17 protein-coding genes and 1 pseudogene are annotated in these 20,160 nt (G+C 66.3%); 11 read left to right on the top strand and 7 right to left on the bottom strand.

Annotated elements, in window-relative coordinates:
• Window positions 1–7 precede the first annotated feature (7 nt).
• Window positions 8–943, bottom strand: a complete 936-nt coding sequence (locus tag C722_RS0123725; RefSeq protein WP_017642882.1) for a LysR substrate-binding domain-containing protein — start codon at window positions 941–943, stop codon at window positions 8–10.
• 126 nt (window positions 944–1,069) lie between these two features.
• Here C722_RS0123725 and C722_RS0123720 point away from each other — a divergent pair, with 126 nt between their 5' ends.
• On the top strand, window positions 1,070–2,446 hold the full coding sequence (locus tag C722_RS0123720; RefSeq protein ID WP_017642881.1) for an L-serine ammonia-lyase: 1,377 nt from the start codon (window positions 1,070–1,072) through the stop codon (window positions 2,444–2,446).
• A gap of 63 nt (window positions 2,447–2,509) precedes the next feature.
• A complete protein-coding gene (locus C722_RS0123715) occupies window positions 2,510–2,986 on the top strand; it encodes a YbaK/EbsC family protein (RefSeq protein WP_017642880.1) in 477 nt (158 codons plus the stop codon).
• On the opposite strand, the gene C722_RS26820 is transcribed toward C722_RS0123715, so the two are convergent.
• Window positions 2,974–3,102, bottom strand: a complete 129-nt coding sequence (locus C722_RS26820; protein ID WP_017642879.1) for a hypothetical protein — start codon at window positions 3,100–3,102, stop codon at window positions 2,974–2,976. The two genes, C722_RS0123715 and C722_RS26820, sit on opposite strands and share 13 nt — an antisense overlap.
• 145 nt (window positions 3,103–3,247) lie before the next feature.
• Between C722_RS26820 and C722_RS0123705 the strand changes: the two genes are divergently transcribed.
• Window positions 3,248–4,651: a PLP-dependent aminotransferase family protein gene (locus tag C722_RS0123705; RefSeq protein WP_017642878.1), complete on the top strand. Its 1,404-nt coding sequence runs from the start codon at window positions 3,248–3,250 to the stop codon at window positions 4,649–4,651.
• Here the strand turns inward: C722_RS0123705 and C722_RS0123700 are convergent.
• The 3 genes from C722_RS0123700 to mpl are packed head-to-tail and all read right to left on the bottom strand — an operon-like array spanning window position 4,648 to window position 6,924.
• Window positions 4,648–4,944 carry a YceK/YidQ family lipoprotein gene (locus tag C722_RS0123700; protein WP_026084065.1) on the bottom strand — a complete coding sequence of 99 codons (297 nt, stop codon included), beginning with the start codon at window positions 4,942–4,944 and terminating at the stop codon, window positions 4,648–4,650. The genes C722_RS0123705 and C722_RS0123700 overlap by 4 nt on opposite strands.
• Window positions 4,937–5,569 (bottom strand): flavin prenyltransferase UbiX, encoded by a 633-nt coding sequence (gene ubiX / locus C722_RS0123695; RefSeq protein ID WP_026084064.1) that lies wholly within the window; start codon window positions 5,567–5,569, stop codon window positions 4,937–4,939. Before ubiX ends, C722_RS0123700 begins: the two co-directional genes overlap by 8 nt.
• Complete coding sequence (gene mpl, locus C722_RS0123690; protein ID WP_017642875.1) at window positions 5,569–6,924, bottom strand: UDP-N-acetylmuramate:L-alanyl-gamma-D-glutamyl-meso-diaminopimelate ligase; 1,356 nt, start codon at window positions 6,922–6,924, stop codon at window positions 5,569–5,571. The genes ubiX and mpl overlap by 1 nt, the downstream gene beginning before the upstream one ends.
• Window positions 6,925–7,212: 288 nt before the next feature.
• On the opposite strand from mpl, the gene C722_RS0123685 reads away from it, so the two are divergent.
• Window positions 7,213–8,379, top strand: coding sequence for a C4-dicarboxylate ABC transporter (locus C722_RS0123685; protein WP_017642874.1), 1,167 nt, complete (start codon window positions 7,213–7,215; stop codon window positions 8,377–8,379).
• Here the strand turns inward: C722_RS0123685 and C722_RS0123680 are convergent.
• Complete coding sequence (locus C722_RS0123680) at window positions 8,376–10,268, bottom strand: sigma-54-dependent Fis family transcriptional regulator (protein WP_017642873.1); 1,893 nt, start codon at window positions 10,266–10,268, stop codon at window positions 8,376–8,378. The two genes, C722_RS0123685 and C722_RS0123680, sit on opposite strands and share 4 nt — an antisense overlap.
• A gap of 246 nt (window positions 10,269–10,514) precedes the next feature.
• On the opposite strand from C722_RS0123680, the gene C722_RS0123675 reads away from it, so the two are divergent.
• The 7 genes from C722_RS0123675 to C722_RS0123645 all read left to right on the top strand — a co-directional run bounded on the left by C722_RS0123675 (window position 10,515) and on the right by C722_RS0123645 (window position 19,461).
• Window positions 10,515–12,035 carry an aldehyde dehydrogenase family protein gene (locus tag C722_RS0123675; RefSeq protein WP_017642872.1) on the top strand — a complete coding sequence of 507 codons (1,521 nt, stop codon included), beginning with the start codon at window positions 10,515–10,517 and terminating at the stop codon, window positions 12,033–12,035.
• 322 nt (window positions 12,036–12,357) lie between these two features.
• Window positions 12,358–13,389 carry an alcohol dehydrogenase AdhP gene (adhP, locus tag C722_RS0123670; RefSeq protein ID WP_026084062.1) on the top strand — a complete coding sequence of 344 codons (1,032 nt, stop codon included), beginning with the start codon at window positions 12,358–12,360 and terminating at the stop codon, window positions 13,387–13,389.
• Window positions 13,390–13,564: 175 nt separating this feature from the next.
• Window positions 13,565–14,212 carry a DedA family protein gene (locus C722_RS0123665; protein ID WP_017642870.1) on the top strand — a complete coding sequence of 216 codons (648 nt, stop codon included), beginning with the start codon at window positions 13,565–13,567 and terminating at the stop codon, window positions 14,210–14,212.
• 4 nt (window positions 14,213–14,216) lie between these two features.
• Window positions 14,217–15,053 carry a zinc-dependent peptidase gene (locus tag C722_RS0123660; RefSeq protein ID WP_017642869.1) on the top strand — a complete coding sequence of 279 codons (837 nt, stop codon included), beginning with the start codon at window positions 14,217–14,219 and terminating at the stop codon, window positions 15,051–15,053.
• Between the two features lie 51 nt (window positions 15,054–15,104).
• Window positions 15,105–15,632 carry an inorganic diphosphatase gene (ppa, locus tag C722_RS0123655; protein WP_007161198.1) on the top strand — a complete coding sequence of 176 codons (528 nt, stop codon included), beginning with the start codon at window positions 15,105–15,107 and terminating at the stop codon, window positions 15,630–15,632.
• A gap of 243 nt (window positions 15,633–15,875) precedes the next feature.
• The gene (locus tag C722_RS0123650) at window positions 15,876–18,065 is read left to right on the top strand and encodes a TonB-dependent siderophore receptor (protein ID WP_017642868.1); all 2,190 of its coding nucleotides are present in this window, start codon (window positions 15,876–15,878) and stop codon (window positions 18,063–18,065) included.
• Between the two features lie 334 nt (window positions 18,066–18,399).
• On the top strand, window positions 18,400–19,461 hold the full coding sequence (locus tag C722_RS0123645) for a DUF748 domain-containing protein (RefSeq protein WP_017642867.1): 1,062 nt from the start codon (window positions 18,400–18,402) through the stop codon (window positions 19,459–19,461).
• A gap of 311 nt (window positions 19,462–19,772) precedes the next feature.
• On the opposite strand, the pseudogene C722_RS25355 reads toward C722_RS0123645, so the two are convergent.
• Window positions 19,773–20,160, bottom strand: a pseudogene (locus C722_RS25355) (threonine ammonia-lyase, biosynthetic); the annotation flags it as partial.

Genomic DNA, 20,160 nt, shown 5'->3' with positions numbered 1-20,160 from the left:
ACCGCTCCTAAGCCGGCTGCGCCAGCACCATCTGATCCACCTCCTGCACCAGCCAGTCGTGCAGGGCGCGCAGGCGCGGGTCAGCCAGGGCACCCTGGGCATAGAGCAGCATGTACCTCTTGTGCGCCGGCACGGAACGACCGAAGGGCGGCACCACCAGCACACCACGAGCCAGTTCGTCGGTGATCAGGGCGCGGCGGGCGATGGCCACGCCCATGCCGGCGATGGCCGCTTCGATGGTCAGGTGGTTGCGGTTGAAGGTATGGCCCCGCCGCACGTCCAGCGCCGGGGCGCCGATGCTGGCCAGATAGAACTCCCATTCGGCGTATTCGTAGCTGCCGCGCCAGGCGGTGATGTCATGCAGCAGCGGATAGAACTCCAGGTCCTCCGGTCGCTCCAGTGGCGGGCGTCCCGCCAGCAGACTGGGGGCGCAGACTGGAAAGATCTCCTCCTCCATCAGCGGCGTCGAGGCCAGGCCCGGATAGCTGCCGTCGTTCAGGTCGATGGCCAGGTCGAATTCGCCCTCGCGCAGCGACCAGCTGCTGTCCTCGGCCACCAGGCGCAATTGCAGATCGGGAAAGCGGGCCTGTAGGCGCGGCAGCCGCGGGGTCAGCCATTTGCCCAGGAACGAGGGAATCGACCGGAGCCGCACCACGCCGCCGAACTGACCGGCGTTGAGACGGCGCAATTCGGCATCGATCAGCCCGTAGGCCTGATTCAGGGTGGTCGCCAGGCGCTGGCCCTCGGCGGTCAGCTCCAGGCCACGCGCGACGCGATGGAACAGCTTGAAACCCAGCCGCTCTTCCAGCTGGCGCATCTGCTGGCTGATGGCGCCGGGCGTCACGTGCAGCTCTTCGGCGCAGCGCGTGAAGGACAGATGCCGAGCGGCGCAGGCGAAGACCTGTAACCAGGCCTGGGTTTGGGCATTGAGGATCCGGCTCATCGATGAGTTCCGCTAAAGGATCGCTTAGAAGCTTTCGTTTGTGCGAGCTGAGGGCTTATCACCACTATGAGCCATCCGCCGGCACCTTGTCTGGCGACCATTCAAGCTCAATCAGGGATTACCGACATGGCCATCAGCGTCTTCGACCTGTTCAAAATCGGCGTGGGTCCGTCCAGTTCCCATACCGTGGGCCCGATGCGGGCCGGCGCCCTCTTCGCCCAGCGGCTGGTCAACGAAGGCCTGCTCGAACAGGTCAAGCGGGTCGAGGTGCGCCTCTATGGCTCGCTGTCGGCCACCGGCGTCGGCCATGGTACCGACCGCGCCACCCTGATCGGCCTGATGGGCGAGTGGCCGGATCGCGTCGATCCTGCCGCCGTGGAGCCACGCATCGAAGCGCTGCGCAATGAACGTCAGCTGCTGCTGGCCGGTCGCCAGGCGATCCACTTCGATTGGCAGGAAGACATGCTGCTGCTGGACGAGAGTCTGCCCTATCACCCCAACGCCATGACCCTGACCGCCTTTGGCGCCACCGGCGAGGTGGCCGAGGCGACCTACTACTCCATCGGCGGCGGCTTCGTGGTCGACGCCGCCCAGGCCGCCAGCGGCGTGCTGGACAACGACACCACCGAACTGCCCTATGACTTCTCCAGCGGCGCCGAGCTGCTGCACCTGTGCCGCAGCCACGGCCTGGGCGTGGCCGAGCTGATGCTGGCCAACGAGAAGCGCTGGCGCTCCGAAGAGGAGATCCGCAGCGGCCTGCTGCGCATCTGGGACGTGATGCGCGAATGCGTCCAGAACGGCCTTGCCAACGAAGGCATCCTGCCCGGCGGCCTCAAGGTGCGTCGCCGCGCCGCCCGTCTGCACCAGAGTCTGCAGGCCATCGGCAAGCCCAACGTCATCGGCTCGACCCTCTCCGCCATGGAGTGGGTCAACCTCTTCGCCCTGGCGGTGAACGAGGAGAACGCCGCCGGCGGCCGCATGGTCACCGCGCCCACCAACGGTGCGGCCGGGATCATCCCGGCGGTGCTGATGTACTACATGAAATTCAACCCCGACGCCTGCGACGACGACGTGGTGCGCTTCATGCTCGCCGCCGCCGCGGTCGGCATCCTGTGCAAGAAGAACGCCTCCATCTCCGGCGCCGAGGTGGGTTGCCAGGGCGAGGTCGGTTCGGCCTGCGCCATGGCCGCCGCGGGCCTGGCCGAGGTGCTGGGCGCCAGCCCCGCGCAACTGGAGAACGCCGCCGAGATCGGTCTGGAGCACAACCTCGGGCTGACCTGCGACCCGGTAGGAGGCCTGGTGCAGGTCCCCTGCATCGAGCGCAACGCCATCGCCGCGGTCAAGGCGATCAACGCCGCCCAGATGGCCCTGCGCGGTGACGGCGAGCACTTCATCTCCCTCGACCAGGTGATCCGCACCATGAAGGAAACCGGTGCGGACATGCACAGCAAGTACAAGGAAACCTCCCGCGGCGGCCTGGCCGTGACCTTCGTGGAGTGCTGAGTCAGCCTTGACGCAGGCGCGGTGGATTGTCGAGAGTCGGACTTTTCCCTCACAGGAACGCCCATGAGCCTCGACTCCGTCCGCCAGCACCTTGCCCGCATCGCGCCCGACCTCGAGATCCTCGAGGCCACCACCAGTACCGCAACCGTCACCCTGGCGGCAGCCGCCCATGGCGTGGAGCCCGGGCGCATCGCCAAGACCCTGGGCTTGAAAGTCGGGGATCAGCAGCTGCTGCTGGTGGCCCGCGGCGATGCGCGACTGGACAACCGCAAGCTCAAGGCCGCCTTTGGTGGCAAGGCCAAGCTGCTCGATGCCGCTACCGTGGAAGGCCTCACCGGACATCCAGTAGGTGGCGTCTGCCCGTTCGGACTGACCACCCCGCTGCCGGTCTACTGCGACGAATCGCTCAAGGCCTTCGACGAGGTACTACCCGCCGCGGGCGCCATCCACAGCGCCGTGCGCCTCACGCCCGAGCGGCTGGCCGCCCTCAGCGAGGCGCGCTGGGTGGATGTCTGCGAGGTGGGCGATCAGCGCAGCTGATCGTGCTTTTCGACGTCGCGCCGATCCTTGTTCAAGACGACGCAGGCGTAGTAGCCGCCGCCAAGCAGGATGAGTGCGAGCAGGCTGAAAAGAATCATGAAGATACCATCGTCCATGGCTGCCTCCGAGAGATGCCAGAAAGGGATGGATAAAGCTTAGGCCCCAAGGCGCTCGCGTTACAGCAGCAGGTAGACATATGAAAAACCGGATCAGATGGCCGGTGCCTCGCTATAGTGACGGTCTCCCCTGCCCTGGCCTCGCATGAAGCGCTACGAACGATTCGCCGACCAGCTCGCCACCCTGATGAACAGCGGCGTCCTCGCCCCCGGCGAGCGCCTGCCGTCGGTGCGCAGCGCCAGTCAGACCCACGGCATCAGCCCCTCCACGGTGTTCCAGGCCTATTACCTGCTGGAGAGTCGCGGCCTGATCGAGGCGCGCGAGCGATCCGGCTACTTCGTCCGCGAACCGGCTCGGGCGCGGGACGCGGCGCCCTTGCTGACCCCTCTGGAAGGCACCGAGGTGGCGGTGAGCGATCTGGTCTATTCGGTGCTGCAGTCACTGCAGGACCCGGACATCGTGCCCTTCGGCTCGGCCTTTCCCAGTCCCGATCTGTTTCCCCTGGCGCGGCTGGCCCGCAGCATGGCCCACGGCCTGCGCGACCTGCCCGCCCAGGACCTCACCGCCTACGTCACCCCCGGTCATCCCGAATTGCGGCGGCAGATCGCCCGGCGCTACGGCCTGGCCGGCATGCCCGAGGTCGGCGAAGAGCTGGTGATCACCCACGGTGCCCTGGAAGCCCTCAACCTGGGCCTGCAGAGCCTGACCCGTCCCGGCGATCTGGTGGCGGTGGAAAGCCCGGCCTTCTACGCCAGTCTGCAGGTATTGGAGCGGCTACAGCTCAAGGCGGTGGAGATTCCCGTCGACCCCGAGCGCGGCCTCAATCTGGATGCCCTGGAAGAGGCCCTGAGCCGCCTGCCGATCAAGGCCTGCTGGTTCATGAGCGGCCTGCAGAATCCCACCGGGGTCAGTCTCGACGACCGCGCCCAGCAGCGACTCTATGGCCTGCTGCAACGCCATCAGGTGCCGCTGCTGGAAGACGACGTCTATGCCGAGCTCTACAGCGGCAGCGAACCGCACCGCCCGGTCAAGCGCTTCGACCGTGACGGCCTGGTGCTGCACTGCGGCTCCTTTTCCAAGTGCCTGGCGCCCGGCTATCGCATCGGCTGGATCGCCGCTGGCCGTCAGGCCGGTGCCGTCGCCCGGCTGCGGCTGATGACCACCATCACCCCCTCGATGCCGGCCCAGGCCGCCCTGGCGGACTACCTGCAGCACGGCGGCTACGATCGCCATCTGCGCCGCCTGCGGCTGAGTCTCGATCGGCAACGCCAGGCCATGCTGACCGCGGCGCGGCGCTACTTTCCCGCCGACACCCACGTCAGCCGGCCCCAGGGCGGTTACTTTCTCTGGTTCGAACTCCCCGAGCGGGTGGACAGTCTGGCGCTCTATCGCCAGGCCCTGGCCGAGGGCATCAGCCTGGCGCCGGGACCAATCTTTTCCGCGCAGCAGGGTTTTCGAAACTGCATCAGGCTCAATTGCGGTCATCCCTGGGACGCGCGCAGCGAGGCGGCCATGGCCAGGCTTGGCGAGTTGCTGGCGGCGTTCTAGAGGCCGCCACGCACGCTGCCCCGCCCACCGATAGCGGCCGGCAGGGACAGCGGCAGCAGCAGGGTATCGAGCAGGGCGCTGGCGGGCAGGTCCAGCGCCGGCCAGGCCGGCGCCTCGGCGCCAAAGCGCTCCTGGGCGCAGCAGCCGCCCTGCAGCGCATAGAGATCCAGCCGGGTACCGGCATAGACCACCGGCGCGCCGGGCTTGGCGGCGTCCAGGGTACGCACCGTAGCGCAGCCGCCAAGGGCCAGGACGGCCGTCAGTAGCAGGCCGAGACGCACGATTCTAGTCATCGTTGCCGGACAGGTGATGTTCGCCCCAGCGCGGCAGCATGTCCTGGGGGATGCCCAGGGTGTTGAGGATGCGTGCCACCACGAAGTCCACCAGGTCGTCGAGGGTCTGCGGCTGGTGGTAGAAGCCCGGCGAGGCCGGCAGGATGGTCACCCCCAGGTTGGACAGTTTGAGCATATTCTCCAGATGGATGCTGGAGAACGGTGACTCACGCGGCACCAGCACCAGCTGACGGCGTTCCTTGAGGGCCACATCGGCGGCGCGTTCGATGAGGTTGTTGCTGGCGCCGGTGGCGATGGCCGAGAGGGTGCCGGTGGAACAGGGGCAGACCACCATGGCCGCCGGGGCGCTGGAGCCGGACGCCGGCGGTGCCATCCAGTCGCTCTGGCCGAACACCCGTACCTGGCCGGGGGCCGCGCCGGTGTATTCGGTGAGAAAGGCCTGCATGGCCTGGGGCTTGGGTGGCAGCACCACGTCGGTCTCGGTGGCCATCACCAGTTGCGCGGCCTTGGAGATGAGGAAGTGCACCTCGCGTTCCTCCTGCACCAGGCAGTCCAGCAGGCGCAGGCCGTACTGGGAGCCGGAGGCGCCGGTCAGTGCCAGGGTGATGCGTTCCGGGCCGGCCATCATGCCTGCTCCAGGGCCGCGGCCAGCTTGCCGTGCAGACCGCCGAAACCGCCGTTGCTCATGATCACCACATGGGTGGAGCCGTCCAGTTCCGCCTTGACGCGCTCGATGATGGCCTCCAGGGAGTCGCAGACCACGGCCGGAACGGCGCAGGCCTCGGCCGTTCCGGCCAGGTCCCAGCCCAGATTCGGCGGGGCATACCAGACCACGCTGTCGGCCCCGGTAACACTGGCCGGCAGGCCGTCGCGGTGGGCGCCCAGTTTCATGGAATTGGAGCGCGGCTCTATGACGGCGATGATCCGCTCGCTGCCAACCCGGGCGCGCAACCCCTGCAGGGTGGTGGCGATAGCGGTGGGATGGTGGGCGAAGTCGTCGTAGACGGTCACGCCGCGCACCTCGGCGACCTTCTCCATACGCCGCTTCACACTGCGGAACTCGCTCAGGGCGGCGACGCCCATGCTTGGCACCACCCCGACATGACGAGCCGCCGCCAGGGTGGCCAGGGCATTGGCCACGTTGTGCTGGCCGGTCAGCTCCCAGTTCACGGTGCCCTGGACCTCGCCGTCGAACAGTACCTCGAAGCGCGAACCGTCCTCGGCCAGCAGGCGGGCCTGCCATTGGCCACCTGCGCCGGTGGTCTGCACCGGGGTCCAGCAACCCATCTGCAGCACCCGTGCCAGGGCCGTTTCGGCGGCGGGATGGATGACCAGGCCACTGCTGGGAATGGTCCGCACCAGATGATGGAACTGCCGCTCAATGGCTGCCAGATCCGGGAAGATGTCCGCGTGATCGTATTCCAGGTTGTTGAGGATGGTGGTCCGCGGCCGGTAGTGGACGAACTTGGATCTCTTGTCGAAGAAGGCGCTGTCATATTCATCGGCTTCCACCACGAAGAAGGGCGTGCCGCCCAGGCGCGCCGAGATGCCGAAATTCTGTGGCACCCCGCCGATGAGAAAGCCCGGGCTCATGCCGGCATGCTCCAGCACCCAGGCCAGCATGCTGGTGGTGGTGGTCTTGCCATGGGTCCCGGCGACCGCCAGCACCCAGCGGCCCTGCAAGACGTGCTCGGCCAACCACTGGGGACCGGAGACATAGGGCAGGCCCTTATCCAGCACGTATTCCACCGCCGGATTGCCGCGCGACAGGGCGTTGCCGATCACCACCAGGTCCGGGGCCGGATCGAGTTGGGCCGGATCGTAGCCCTGGGTCAGTTCGATGCCCTGGGCCTCCAGCTGGGTACTCATGGGCGGATAGACGTTGGCGTCGGAGCCGGTCACGCGATGGCCGGCTTCCTTGGCCAGCACCGCGAGCGACCCCATGAAGGTGCCGCAGATACCGAGGATGTGGATGTGCATGACAGGCGGGCTCCGCTGCAAATTGAACGGCGGCAAGGTTAGCACGGGGGGCCGCGCGGCCGGAGCGATGGCCGTCGCGGATGCCTGGTTCAAGGACAGCAAACCGGCGACACCAGGGGCGCGGGCGTCAACCAGATCGGGCACGTCGCCACGCCCTGACGGTGAGGCGCCGTATCGCCCGGGAGAACAGCGCTTATCTACCCCTTGGATTAATTATTCAAATTACTTCGCTTTCAATGATAAGACTGCCTGCCTAGGCTAGGGTCATTCCGTTTCAGGAGTCCTACCATGTCTCTTGCCGATGCCCTGTCCCTGCGCCAGGGGTGCAAACCCTTCCGCCATCTCGACCGCCCGCTGGAGGTCATCCGTCAGTTCACCCCCCACTGGTTCGCCGTGACCATGGGCACCGGTATCCTGGCCCTCGCCCTGGCGGCCTTTCCTCTGCCGCTGTCCGGACTGCACGCCCTCGCTGAAGGCCTCTGGCTGTTCAATGCCCTGCTGTTCAGCCTGTTCGCCGGGCTCTATGCCGCCCGCTGGTTGCTGTTCTACCACGAGGCCCGCGAGATCTTCGCCCACGCCACCGTCTCGATGTTCATCGGCACCATCCCCATGGGCCTGGCGACCCTGATCAACGGCCTGCTGCTGTTCGGCCTGCCACGCTGGGGCGAGGCGGTGCTGCCCCTGGCGCTCGGCCTCTGGTGGCTGGATGCGGCCATGGCCCTGGCCTGTGGGGTGCTGATCCCCTATCTGATGTTTACCCGCCAGGCGCACCGCATCGACCAGATGACCGCCGTCTGGCTGCTGCCCGTGGTGGCCGCCGAGGTGGCAGCCGCCAGTGGCGGCCTGCTGGTGCCGCACCTGGCGACCAGCGAGCAATTCACGGTGCTCGTCGCCAGCTATGTGCTCTGGGCCTATTCGGTGCCGGTCGCCTTGAGCCTGCTGGTGATCCTGCTGTTGCGCCTGGCGCTGCACAAGCTGCCGCCGGCCAACATGGCCGCGTCGAGCTGGCTGGCGTTGGGACCGATCGCCACCGGCGCCCTGGGCCTGCTGATACTGGGCGCCGATGCACCGACAGTGTTTGCCGCCCATGGCCTGGCCGGAATCGGCGAGATCGCCCAAGGCCTGGGCCTGTTGGGCGCGGTGCTGCTCTGGGGACTAGGGCTCTGGTGGCTGGCGCTGGCCGTACTGGTGACCCAGCGCCAGGCCCGTGAAGGCATGCCCTTCAACCTGGGCTGGTGGGGCTTCACCTTTCCCCTGGGTGTCTATGCCCTGACCACCCTGCGCCTGGGGGAAGCCCTGGCGGCGCCCTTCTTTACCGGCCTGGGCACCGTGCTGGTAGTGCTTCTTGCACTGCTATGGACCCTGGTCGCCAGCCGCACCCTGGCAGGCGCCTACCAGGGCAGCCTGTTCGTCTCGCCTTGCATCGCTCATCTTTGCCAGAAGGCGGCGCGTTAGTCCTGCGGACGTTGCAGACCGTGTTGATGCAGCCAACGATAGAGGGTGTTGCGACTCACTCCCAGGCGCTTGGCGGCGCGAGTCATCTGCCAGTGGCAGTCGTCCAGCACCGCACGCAGTTCCTCGCGGGCGCTGTCGACCGGCGCCGCGCTGGACGGCAGCGGCAGCCGGGCGCCACGGCAGTCGGCGGGTAGCTCGTCCAGACCGATCTGGCCGTCTTCGCTCAGGGCCACCAGGGTGCGCAGCACGGTGCGTAACTGGCGGACGTTGCCAGGCCAGGGCTGGGCGAGCAGACAGGCACGGGCTGCCGGATCGAGACGGATCGCCTCGCCGCGGGCCTCCTCGGCCAGCAGCAGATCGAGCAGTTCGCCACGGTCACTGCGCTCACGCAGGGCCGGCAGGGTCACCACCAGGCCGCGCAGGCGATAGTAGAGGTCTTCGCGAAAACTGCCGGCGGCCACCAGGGCTTCCAGATCACGGTGACTGGCGCTGACCAGGCGCAGGTCCAGGGCGCGAGGTGCGCCGCCGCCAAGGGGCACCACCTGGCGCTCTTCCAGCACCCTGAGCAAACGCGTCTGCAGCGCCAGGGGCATGTCGCCGATCTCGTCGAGAAAGAGGATGCCGCCATCGGCCTGCTGCAGCTTGCCGGCCATACCTTCCTTGCGCGCCCCGGTGAAGCTGCCGCCACGATAGCCGAACAGCTCGCTTTCGATCAGCGTCTCCGGAATGGCCGCGCAATTGAGCGCGACGAAGGCCTGACCGGCGCGGCTGCTGGCGCGGTGCAGGGCGCTGGCGAAGGCTTCCTTGCCGGTGCCGGTCTCGCCATGCAGCAGCACCGGCACGTCACGCTCCAGGACCTTGAGCGCCCGGGTGAAATCCCGCGCCAGGGCCGGATCGGCCAGGCAGATACCGCTGGGCACGGGCGTCTTGGGCACCGCTACCGGGGTGACCGGGCGCACCTGAGGGCCGCGCACCAGGCCGTGGAAGCCCTGCCCCTGGCGACCACGCAGTGCCCAGCAGGCGCTGGGGTGCGGGCGGGCGCGCTCCAACAGGTCGTCCAGCCGTAGCTCGAACAGGGCCTCCATCCGCTGCCCCAACACCGCACTACGCGCCAGGCCGAGCAGCATCAGCGCGGTTTCGTTGGCGGCCTGGACGCGGCCCTCGTCGTCGAAGGCCAGCAGCCCTTCGCTGAGCAGGCCGACATAGGCCGCCTGGGCATGGAAGCGCAGCAGGTAGCCAGCGGCGTAACGGTCGAGGAAATAGCAGCTCTCGATCAGCTTGGCCGAGAGATTGACCAGCGCCATGGTATGGAATTGGCCCTGGCGCGAGGCTTCCTGGCGGGCGCTGGAGACGTCCAGCACCGCCAGCAGCTCGCCGGCCGGATCGAAGACCGGACTGGCCGAGCAGGTCAGCTGGGTATGGCGACTGCGAAAGTGTTCGTCGCGGTGGATGGTCAGCGCCTGGCGCTCCACCACGCAGGTGCCGATGCCGTTGGTGCCCTCGCAGGCCTCGCTCCAGTCGGCGCCCAGCCACAGGCCGGCCTGCTGGAAGGTGGCGCGCTCGGCGTCGGCGGTGACGCAATCGAGGATCAGCCCGCGGGCATCGGTGAGCAGCACGGCATGGCCGGCGCCGCCTAGTTGCTGGTGCAGGGCATTCATCTGCCCACGGGCGATCTGCAGCACTCGCTGCTGGCGCTGGCGGTGCTCGTCGAAGCGGGCGCGCTCCAGCACCCAGGGTGCTACCGGCGCGGCCGGGTCCAGCTGGTGTTCGTCGAGACAGCGCCGCCAGGAGCGGGCAATGGCCGGATCGCTGGCCGGGCCATCGAGGACGGCGCCGCGGGCGAGTTCGAGCACCTGGCTCGCATGACGATCGGACGGGGTGGCGGCCATTGTTGTTGTCCTCCGCGGGGCGTCTGCGCGGCCTCCAGCATAGGCCAAATCGGTCGGACTGCGCACGCTGTCACCCCCAGGTGACAGGCTGTCACGCCAAGGGGTGACACCTCTGTCACAGTGACAGGTGACGGCACTCCCTGGAAAAGCCCGCAAAGCCGCATCCATGCGGGTTCGCCTGACTTGGCCCGCGCCTTGCTCAGGATCGGAGCGCCGCTTCATACAAGAACAAACAGGAGACCCACCATGCGCTACGCAGCTCCCGGCACCCAAGACGCCCTGCTCACCCTGCAGGCCCGCTACGGCAACTACATCGGCGGCGAATTCGTCGCCCCGGTGAAAGGCCAGTACTTCACCAACACCTCCCCGGTGAACGGCTCGGTGATCGGTGAATTCCCCCGTTCCGACGCCGCCGACATCGAACGCGCCCTGGACGCCGCCCACGCCGCCGCCGATGCCTGGGGCCGCACCTCGGTGCAGGACCGCTCGCTGATCCTGCTCAAGATCGCCGACCGCATCGAACAGAACCTGGAAAAACTGGCCGTCGCCGAGACCTGGGACAACGGCAAGGCGGTGCGTGAGACGCTCAACGCCGACGTGCCCCTGGCCGCCGACCACTTCCGCTACTTCGCCGGCTGCATCCGCGCCCAGGAAGGCAGCGCCGCCGAGATCAACGACAACACCGCCAGCTATCACTTCCACGAGCCATTGGGCGTGGTCGGCCAGATCATCCCCTGGAACTTCCCGCTGTTGATGGCCGCCTGGAAGCTGGCCCCGGCGCTGGCCGCCGGCAACTGCGTGGTGCTCAAGCCCGCCGAGCAGACCCCGCTGTCCATCACCCTGTTCGTCGAACTGGTCGGCGACCTGCTGCCGCCCGGCGTGCTCAACGTGGTGCAGGGCTATGGCAAGGAGGCCGGCGAGGCCCTGGCCACCAGCACCCGCATCGCCAAGATCGCCTTTACTGGCTCCACCCCGGTGGGTTCGCATATCCTCTCCTGCGCGGCCAAGAACATCATTCCGAGCACCGTGGAGCTGGGCGGCAAGTCGCCCAACATCTACTTCGAAGACATCATGCAGGCCGAACCGAGCTTCATCGAGAAGGCCGCCGAGGGTCTGGTGCTGGGCTTCTTCAACCAGGGCGAGGTCTGCACCTGCCCGTCCCGCGCCCTGGTGCAGGAATCCATCTACGCCCCCTTCATGGAAGCGGTGATGAAGAAGATCGCCCAGATCAAGCGTGGCGATCCGCTGGATACCGAGACCATGGTCGGCGCCCAGGCTTCCCAGCAGCAATTCGAGAAGATCGTCTCCTACCTGGAGATCGCCCGTGAGGAAGGCGCCGAATTTCTCACCGGCGGCAACGTCGAGAAGCTGCAGGGCGACCTGGCCAGCGGCTATTACATCCAGCCGACCCTGCTCAAGGGTCACAACAAGATGCGCGTCTTCCAGGAAGAGATCTTCGGTCCGGTGATCGGCGTCACCACCTTCAAGGACGAAGCCGAGGCCCTGGCCATCGCCAACGACACCGAGTTCGGACTCGGCGCCGGCGTCTGGACCCGCGACATCAATCGCGCCTACCGCATGGGCCGCGGCATCAAGGCCGGTCGCGTCTGGACCAACTGCTACCACCTCTATCCCGCCCACGCTGCCTTCGGCGGCTACAAGAAATCCGGCGTCGGCCGTGAAACCCACAAGATGATGCTCGACCACTACCAGCAGACCAAGAACCTGCTGGTCAGCTACGACATCAATCCGCTGGGCTTCTTTTAGGTGCCGAATCACGGGCTGGTGCGCTAGAGCCAAACAAGGCGGAAATAGGCAAGGAAGCGCAGTTTACTCAGCGTAAATGAGCATTCCGAGGCTATTTCCAACGCAGTTTGGCCGAAGCGCGGCAGTTCGTGATCGGTGCCGACGCCTGGATGGCGCGCCTCAGCAGGAAGTAGGGGCGCGCCTCCCGCCTGACCTGGATCAACACCCGCTCCCCGTGGGTGGCCGACGCTAGAGGCAACGGCCGCCCGCGGTGGACAGGTGCGTCCCGGCGCAGGCCCCGTCTGGCTTCATCCACGCATCATGCATCCATGAGGGACTCGTCATGCCTAAAACAATGAAAGCCGCTGTCGTCACCGCCTTTGGCAAACCCCTGGAATTCCGCGAAGTCGAGGTACCTACCCCAGGCGCCGGCCAGGTACTGGTCAAGATCGCCGCCAGTGGCGTCTGCCACACCGATCTGCATGCCGCCCAGGGCGACTGGCCGGTCAAGCCCAATCCGCCCTTCATCCCCGGTCACGAAGGCGTCGGTCATGTGGTGGCGGTGGGCGCCGGGGTCACCCATGTCAAGGAAGGCGACCGAGTCGGGGTGCCCTGGCTGTATTCCACCTGCGGCCATTGCGAGCATTGCCTGGGCGGCTGGGAAACGCTCTGCGAATCCCAGCAGAACACCGGCTACTCGGTGAATGGCGGCTTCGCCGAATACACCCTGGCCGATGCCGGCTACGTCGGCCGGCTGCCGGATAACGTCGGCTTCGTCGAGATCGCGCCCATCCTCTGCGCCGGGGTCACCGTCTACAAGGGCCTGAAGATGACCGACACCAAGCCGGGCAACTGGGTGGTGATCTCCGGCATCGGCGGGCTGGGCCACATGGCGGTGCAGTACGCCCGGGCCATGGGCCTAAACGTGGCGGCGGTGGATGTGGACGACCGGAAGCTCGACCTCGCCCGCCGGCTGGGCGCCGAGGTCACGGTCAACGCCCGCGAGCAGGATCCGGCGGCCTACCTGAAGCAGGAGATCGGCGGTGCCCACGGCGCTCTGGTCACGGCGGTTTCGCCCAAGGCCTTCGAACAGGCCATCGGCATGACCCGTCGCGGTGGCACCATCGCCCTCAACGGCCTGCCGCCGGGTGACTTCCCGCTGTCGATCTTCGACATGGTGCTCAATGGCACCACGGTACGGGGCTCCATCGTCGGCACTCGCCTGGACCTGCAGGAGGCGCTGGACTTCGCCGGCGAAGGCAAGGTCAAGGCCACGGTGAGCGCCGAGCCGCTGGAGAACATCAACGACATCTTCGCCCGCATGCATGAAGGCGGCATCGAGGGTCGGGTGGTGATCGACATGGCGCTGGGCTGAGAACCGGTCCAACAGTCCCGTGCCCATCTAGGCGCGGGACTGAACCTTTGCCCTACCGTGACCTCTGAGCGGCTGGCGTTTTTTCCCGGCGCCGATCTCGACCAGGCCACAAAACCCGGTCCCGGCTGCCTTTATAATCGCCGTCGGACCCTCGCAACCACGGTAGGCACGCTCCATGGAATTCAACCCGATCGATCTGATCCTGCACCTCGACGTCTATCTCAGCGGGTTGGTAGCCCAGTACGGTACCTGGATCTACGTCATCCTCTTCGCCGTGATCTTTTGCGAGACAGGTCTGGTGGTCATGCCCTTCCTGCCTGGCGACTCCCTGTTGTTCATCGCCGGCGCTTTATCCGCTCTGGGCGACATGGACCCCTATCTGCTGGCCGGCCTGCTGATGTTCGCTGCGGTGACGGGCGACAGCACCAATTACCTGATCGGCCGCTTCGCCGGCGACAAGCTGTTCAGCAATCCCCACTCCAAGGTGTTCCGCCGCGACTACCTGCTGCGCACCCAGGCCTTCTACGAGCACCACGGCGGCAAGACCATCACCCTGGCGCGCTTCCTGCCCATCATCCGTACCTTCGCCCCCTTCGTCGCCGGGGTCGGGCGCATGCACTACCCCTACTTTCTCGGCTACAGCGTGCTCGGCTCGCTGCTCTGGGTCGGCGGTCTGGTGAGTCTGGGCTACTTCTTCGGCAACGTGCCCTTCATCAAGCAGAATCTCACCCTGATGGTGCTGGCCATCATCGGCATCTCCCTGCTGCCGATGATCCTCGGCCTGATCAAGAGCCGGCGCGCCGCAGTCCAGAGCGGAGTCTGAGCCCTTGGGCTTCTGGCGCGCCTGGCGCGAGCGGCGCCTGCTGGAGCGGGTCGCCATCGCCGATGAACTCTGGGCGCGCCTGCGTCAGCGCCTGCCGCTCCTCGATGGCCTGAGTGCCGCCGAGGACACCTGGCTCCGCGAGCACTGCGTGCTGTTTCTCGCCGAGAAGCGCCTCACCCTGCTCCAGGGTCTTGAACTGGACGACGGCGACCGCCTGCTGCTGGCCGCCCAGGCCCTGCTGCCGCTGCTGCACCTGCCGGAAGCGGCGCTCTATCCCAATGTCCGCGAGATCGTCGTCTACCCGGACGCCTTCGTCAGTCCGCAGCGCCATCGCGACGAAGGTGGCCTGGAACACGAGTGGGACGAGGAACGCGACGGCGAAGCCTGGGATCGCGGCCAGGTGGTGCTGGCCTGGCCCGGCATCCAGGCCAGTGGCGGCTGGGAGGCCTACAATCTGGTCATCCACGAATTCGCCCACCTCATCGACCTGCTCGCCGGTGGCCTGTGCAATGGCCAGCCGCCGCTGCACGAGGACATGCCCCAGGCCGCCTGGACCAGCGCCTTGCAGAGCGCCTACGACGACCTCAATCGCCAGCTCGATGCCGATCCGGATGCGCAGACTGTCCTCGACCCCTATGCGGCGGAAAGCCCCGAGGAATTCTTCGCCGTCGCCTGCGAGTACTTCTTCAGCGCCCCCGACCTGCTCAGCGAGCACTATCCAGCGGTGTACGAGCAGCTGCAGCAGCTGTTCCGCCAGGATCCGCGCCAGCGTCTCGCCGCCAGCCTGGCGAGCGTGCCACAGCCGACACCCCCGGGGTCCGAGGCTCGAACCCCGATCTGAAAGCGCCTATACTCCCGGCCACTTTTCCCAACCGACCAGAGGGACCCGTTCATGAGCTACAGCAAGATTCCCGCCGGCAAAGACCTGCCGAACGACATCTACGTCGCCATCGAGATTCCGGCCAACCACGCGCCGATCAAATACGAGATCGACAAGGACAGCGACGCCCTCTTCGTCGACCGTTTCATGGCCACCCCCATGTTCTACCCGGCCAACTACGGCTACATCCCCAACACCCTGGCCGACGATGGCGACCCCCTGGACGTGCTGGTCGTGACTCCCTACCCGGTCGCTCCCGGCGCCGTGATCCGCGCCCGTCCGGTCGGCGTGCTGCACATGACCGACGAAGCCGGCGGTGACGCCAAGCTGATCGCCGTCCCCCACGACAAGCTGAGCGTCCTGTACAAGGACGTGAAGGAATACACCGACCTGCCGGCCCTGCTGCTGGAACAGATCAAGCACTTCTTCGAGAACTACAAGGATCTGGAGAAGGGCAAGTGGGTCAAGGTCGAAGGCTGGGGCGACGCCGACGCCGCCCGCGCCGAGATCACCAAGGCCGTGGCCGCCTACAAGGGCTGATCCACGCCGCTGTCGAAAAGCCCGGTTCGCCGGGCTTTTTTGTGCCCGCTCGCCACGTGGCCGACGGCATCCATTGCCGCTGCAGAAAAGGTTATCGCGCTAGCGTTAGTCGGCGCAAAGATGACGCTCATCCGAATTAACGATAACAGTTATCATAACCGAATAGGATCGCTTCCCACTCGTGATCCTGTCGTCCTGGCAGCGACTTCGAGCCCCCGGCCGTCAATACAGGATTCGCTCGTCATGGCTCGCTCGCGCTTTGTCTTCCCGTTCTCGCCCCTCGTCCTGGCCATCGCCGCCCTGAGCGCCGTCACCGGCGCGCCCGCCCTGGCGCAAACCAACGGCGACACCGTGCAACTGGACTCCACCACGGTGACTGCCACCGAGGCGCCCAAGGACGCTCCGCCGCCCGCCTACACCGGTGGCCAGGTGGCGACCGGGGGCAAGCTGGGCGTGCTGGGCAATCAGGACAACATGAGCGTGCCCTTCAGCGTCACCAGCTACACCGCCAAGCTGATCCAGGACCAGCAGGCCCAGACCATCGGCGAGGTGCTGAGCAACGACGCCTCGGTGCGCCAGTACAGCGGCTATGCCAACCAGTCGCAGAACTTCGTTATCCGCGGCTACAAGCTGACCGGCGATGACATCTCCTTCAACAACCTCTATGGCGTCATGCCGCGGCAGATCATCGCCACCGAAGCCCTGGAGCGGGTCGAGGTGTTCAAGGGCCCCAACGCCTTCATCAACGGCGTCACACCCACCGGCTCCGGCATCGGCGGCGCGGTCAACCTGCAACCCAAGCGCGCCCAGGACACACCTACCCGCAGCTACACCGTCGACTACACCTCTGATGGCCGCCTGGGTCAGCACCTCGACCTCGGCCAGCGCTTCGGTGCCGACAATCGCTTCGGCGCCCGGCTCAACCTGATGCAGCGCGAGGGCGATACCGCCATCGATGACGAAAGCCAGAGATCCAAGCTGTTCGTCGCCGGCCTGGATTACCGGGGCGACCGCTTTCGCCTCTCCACCGATTTCGGCTACCAGAAACAGGTGGTCAACGGCGGACGCGACAGCCTGCTGCTCGGCAGCCGCCTGACCCGCCTGCCCCATGCCCCCTCGTCCGATACCAACTACAACGCGCCCTGGACCCGTACCCAGCTGGAAGACACCTTCGGCATGGTGCGCGGCGAGTACGACCTGAGTGACCGCTGGACCGCCTACCTCGCCATGGGCGGCAAGCACACCCGGGAGAACGGGACCTACGGCAGCGCCACCCTGAATGATGAGGCGGGCAATCTCACCATCGGCGGGTCGAAGATCCCCCACGATGACGACTCCCGCACCGTCATGACCGGCCTGAATGGCAGCCTGCAGACCGGCCCCGTCAGCCACCAGATCGCCCTGGGCGCGTCCAGTATCTGGACGGAGCAGAAGAACGCCTACGACTTCGCCTTCCCTGCGGGCGCGAGCAATCTGGACCACCCAGTAGCTGTTGCCTATCCGCGATTCGGTCAATTCATAGGGGGGGATCTGCACGATCCGAGCACCACCGGCAAGACCACCAACCAGAGCCTCGCGCTGTCCGACACTTTGGGCTTCTTCGATGATCGCCTGTTGACCACGTTGGGCGTTCGTCGCCAATCCTTACTGGTCGAAGGCTATGCCTATGGCGACGGCCCCCGTAACTCCAAGTACGACCAATCCATCACCACCCCGATCTATGGCGTCGTCTACAAGCTGACTGACGAGGTCTCGCTGTACGCCAACCGCATCGAGGGCCTGGCGCAAGGGCCGACCGCGCCTACCCGGAATGGCAGCACCCCGCTGCTGAACGCCGGCCAGGTGTTTTCGCCGGCGCGCTCCAAGCAGACCGAGGCCGGTATCAAGTACGACCAGGGTACCTTCGGAGCAACCCTGGGTGTTTACCGCATCGAACAACCAGCGGACGGCTACTCCCAAGGCAATCGCTACATTCGCGACGGTGAACAGGAAAACCGTGGCCTCGAGCTGAACGTCTTCGGCGAACCCCTGCTGGGACTGCGTCTGCTGGCGGGCGCCACCTTCATGGACACCGAACTCAAGGGCACCCAGAACGGCAGCAACGACGGCAATCGCGCCATCGGCGTGCCGCGCTTCCAGTACAACCTCGGCGCCGACTGGGATGTACCAGGCCTTGCAGGGGTGGCGCTCAACGGCCGCTTGCTGCGCACCGGCGGCCAATACGCCGATGCGGCCAACAACCTGAGCATTCCGGCCTGGACCCGCGTCGACCTTGGTGCGCGTTATCGCTTCAAAGTCGAGCAAAAAGACGTTACCCTGCGCGCCAACGTCGAGAACGTGGCCAACAAGGCCTATTGGGAATCCGCCTTTGGCGGTTACCTGACCCAGGGCGATCCGCGCACCCTCAAGGTGTCCGCCACCCTGGACTTCTGATCGACAGGCGTTCTGGCCCACCGCCAGCCGCCACGCGCCGCCTCAGCAGCGCATCCTTCATCTGCCCGGCAAGGGCAACCCGGGCGGGCCGGGCTCACCAAAAATCAGCTCAACCCGCCCTCGAAAGCCGGCCACAAGCCGGCTTTTTTGCGTCTGCCGTTCGAGTAGCTCATAACCAGGCGCAGCGGAGCGACGACCGGTACGGATGCAAGCCGCCCAGGCAGAGCCTTTCGCCCATGTCGGCGTCCTGAGTCAGCCCGCCAGGCAAACTCACGAGAAACTCAGGCCCGTTACTCAGGGTCGACCGAGGAAGAGTCCGCCCCGAGTCGCCATCATGTCCCGCCGTCTGCGTCTGCCTCTTTACTTCCTCATCGGCTTGGTCGTCCTGCTGCTGTGCCTGCACTTGGCCGCGCCGCTGCTGATCCGCCATTACCTCAACGATAAGCTGGCGGACATGGGCGACTATCGTGGCCAGATCGCCGACGTGGACCTGGCCTGGTGGCGCGGCGCCTATCGCATCGAGGGGCTGGAGATCGTCAAGGTCAACGGCAAGGTGCCGGTGCCCTTTCTCAAGGCGCCCGCCATCGACATCGCGATAAGTTGGCGCTCGCTGTGGCAGGACCATGCCATCGTCGGGCGCATCGTCTTCGATCGCCCCGAACTCAACTTCGTCGATGGCGGTGCGCGCAAGGAGCAGTCGCAGACCGGTGAAGGCACCGACTGGCAGGACCAGGTGGACAAGCTGATCTCCATCACCCTCGACGAGGTGCGAGTGGTGAACGGGCGGGTGACCTTCCGCAACTTCAATTCCAAGCCCCAGGTGAATCTGGCGGCCACCGATGTCAACGCCAGCCTCTACAACCTGACCAACGCTGCCGACGCCCAGGGCGAACGCATCGCCCACTTCGAAGGCAAGGCCGCCGTCCTCGGCAGCGCGCCCCTGGAAGCCAGCGCCCGCTTCGATCCCTTCAAGGACTTCACCGACTTCGATTTCCGCCTGAGAGTCACCGACATCGACCTGCCCAAACTCAATGATTTCGCCCGCGCCTACGGCAAGTTCGATTTCCGCGCCGGCAGCGGCGACGTGGTGGTGGAGGCCAAGGCGGTGGACGGCCAGCTCAGTGGCTACGTCAAGCCGCTGATGAAGAACGTCGACATCTTCGACTGGCAGCAGGACGTCGAGAACCGCAACAAGAACGCCCTGGAGAGCGCCTGGGAAGCCGTGGTCGGCACCGCCCAGACCCTGCTCAAGAACCAGCCCCGCGACCAGTTCGCCACCCGGGTAGATCTCTCGGGCAGCGTGAAGAACCAGGACATCAGCCCGTTGCAGGCCTTTTTCAATATCCTGCGCAATGCCTTCGTCCAGGCCTTCAGTGCGCGCTATGACGCGGATTGACGCTCTCGTAGGTTGGCGCTGAGCACAGCGAAGCCCAACAGATTAGCTTCTGCCGTCTGGCTACCCTCACCCCAGCCCTCTCCCAGAGGGAGAGGGGGCGGTTGGACCTCGCAGCGTTTTCCACTGACGTACACGGACGCGAGCGGTGGATAAGGCCGCACCGTGATCCACCCTACCCGTAGGTTGGCGCTGAGCGCAGCGAAGCCCAACGGGCGGGACTGTCAGTGATGCCAACGGTGGATAAGGCCGCGCCGTGATCCACTCTGCCCGTAGGTTGGCGCTGAGCGCGCCGAAGCCCAACACCATCACTCTTACCCGATAAACAACCGATACGCCGGATTGTCCGTCTCGTCCCAATAGCGATAGCCGATGGCATCCAGGGTCGCCAACAGCTCGCCCCGCTCGGCATGACTGGCCTCCAGCGCCGCGAATACTCGCCCGTCCGCCGCGCCGTGGTTGCGGTAGTGGAACATGCTGATGTTCCAGCGGCCGCCTAGCTTTTCAAGGAAATCGAACAGCGCCCCGGGTCGCTCGGGGAATTCGAAGCGGAACACCTGTTCCTGGTCGACCCGCATGGCATGGCCACCCACGGTGTGGCGGATGTGCAGCTTGGCCAGTTCGTTGTCGGTCAGGTCCAGCACCGGAAAACCCTGGTCGCGCAGCCCCTGCAGCAAGGCCTCACGTGGATCGCGCTGAGGG

It is taken from the genome of Pseudomonas sp. 313, assembly GCF_000316965.1.
Lineage (GTDB): Bacteria > Pseudomonadota > Gammaproteobacteria > Pseudomonadales > Pseudomonadaceae > Chryseomonas > Chryseomonas benzopyrenica.
Note: the sequence above shows the minus strand (reverse complement) of the source record. Positions and strands in the feature narration are given on the sequence as shown.

Bases quoted from the DNA above. Each gene is read 5' to 3' on its own strand.
- C722_RS0123705 (WP_017642878.1), top strand. From the start codon at position 3,248: ATGAAGCGCTACGAACGATTCGCCGACCAGCTCGCCACCCTGATGAAC.
- C722_RS0123720 (WP_017642881.1), top strand. From the start codon at position 1,070: ATGGCCATCAGCGTCTTCGACCTGTTCAAAATCGGCGTGGGTCCGTCC.
- C722_RS0123725 (WP_017642882.1), bottom strand. From the start codon at position 943: ATGAGCCGGATCCTCAATGCCCAAACCCAGGCCTGGTTACAGGTCTTC.
- adhP (WP_026084062.1), top strand. From the start codon at position 12,358: ATGCCTAAAACAATGAAAGCCGCTGTCGTCACCGCCTTTGGCAAACCC.
- C722_RS0123650 (WP_017642868.1), top strand. From the start codon at position 15,876: ATGGCTCGCTCGCGCTTTGTCTTCCCGTTCTCGCCCCTCGTCCTGGCC.
- C722_RS0123665 (WP_017642870.1), top strand. From the start codon at position 13,565: ATGGAATTCAACCCGATCGATCTGATCCTGCACCTCGACGTCTATCTC.
- C722_RS0123685 (WP_017642874.1), top strand. From the start codon at position 7,213: ATGTCTCTTGCCGATGCCCTGTCCCTGCGCCAGGGGTGCAAACCCTTC.
- C722_RS0123645 (WP_017642867.1), top strand. From the start codon at position 18,400: ATGTCCCGCCGTCTGCGTCTGCCTCTTTACTTCCTCATCGGCTTGGTC.
- ppa (WP_007161198.1), top strand. From the start codon at position 15,105: ATGAGCTACAGCAAGATTCCCGCCGGCAAAGACCTGCCGAACGACATC.
- C722_RS0123715 (WP_017642880.1), top strand. From the start codon at position 2,510: ATGAGCCTCGACTCCGTCCGCCAGCACCTTGCCCGCATCGCGCCCGAC.
- C722_RS0123675 (WP_017642872.1), top strand. From the start codon at position 10,515: ATGCGCTACGCAGCTCCCGGCACCCAAGACGCCCTGCTCACCCTGCAG.
- mpl (WP_017642875.1), bottom strand. From the start codon at position 6,924: ATGCACATCCACATCCTCGGTATCTGCGGCACCTTCATGGGGTCGCTC.
- ubiX (WP_026084064.1), bottom strand. From the start codon at position 5,569: ATGGCCGGCCCGGAACGCATCACCCTGGCACTGACCGGCGCCTCCGGC.
- C722_RS0123680 (WP_017642873.1), bottom strand. From the start codon at position 10,268: ATGGCCGCCACCCCGTCCGATCGTCATGCGAGCCAGGTGCTCGAACTC.
- C722_RS0123700 (WP_026084065.1), bottom strand. From the start codon at position 4,944: ATGACTAGAATCGTGCGTCTCGGCCTGCTACTGACGGCCGTCCTGGCC.
- C722_RS26820 (WP_017642879.1), bottom strand. From the start codon at position 3,102: ATGGACGATGGTATCTTCATGATTCTTTTCAGCCTGCTCGCACTCATC.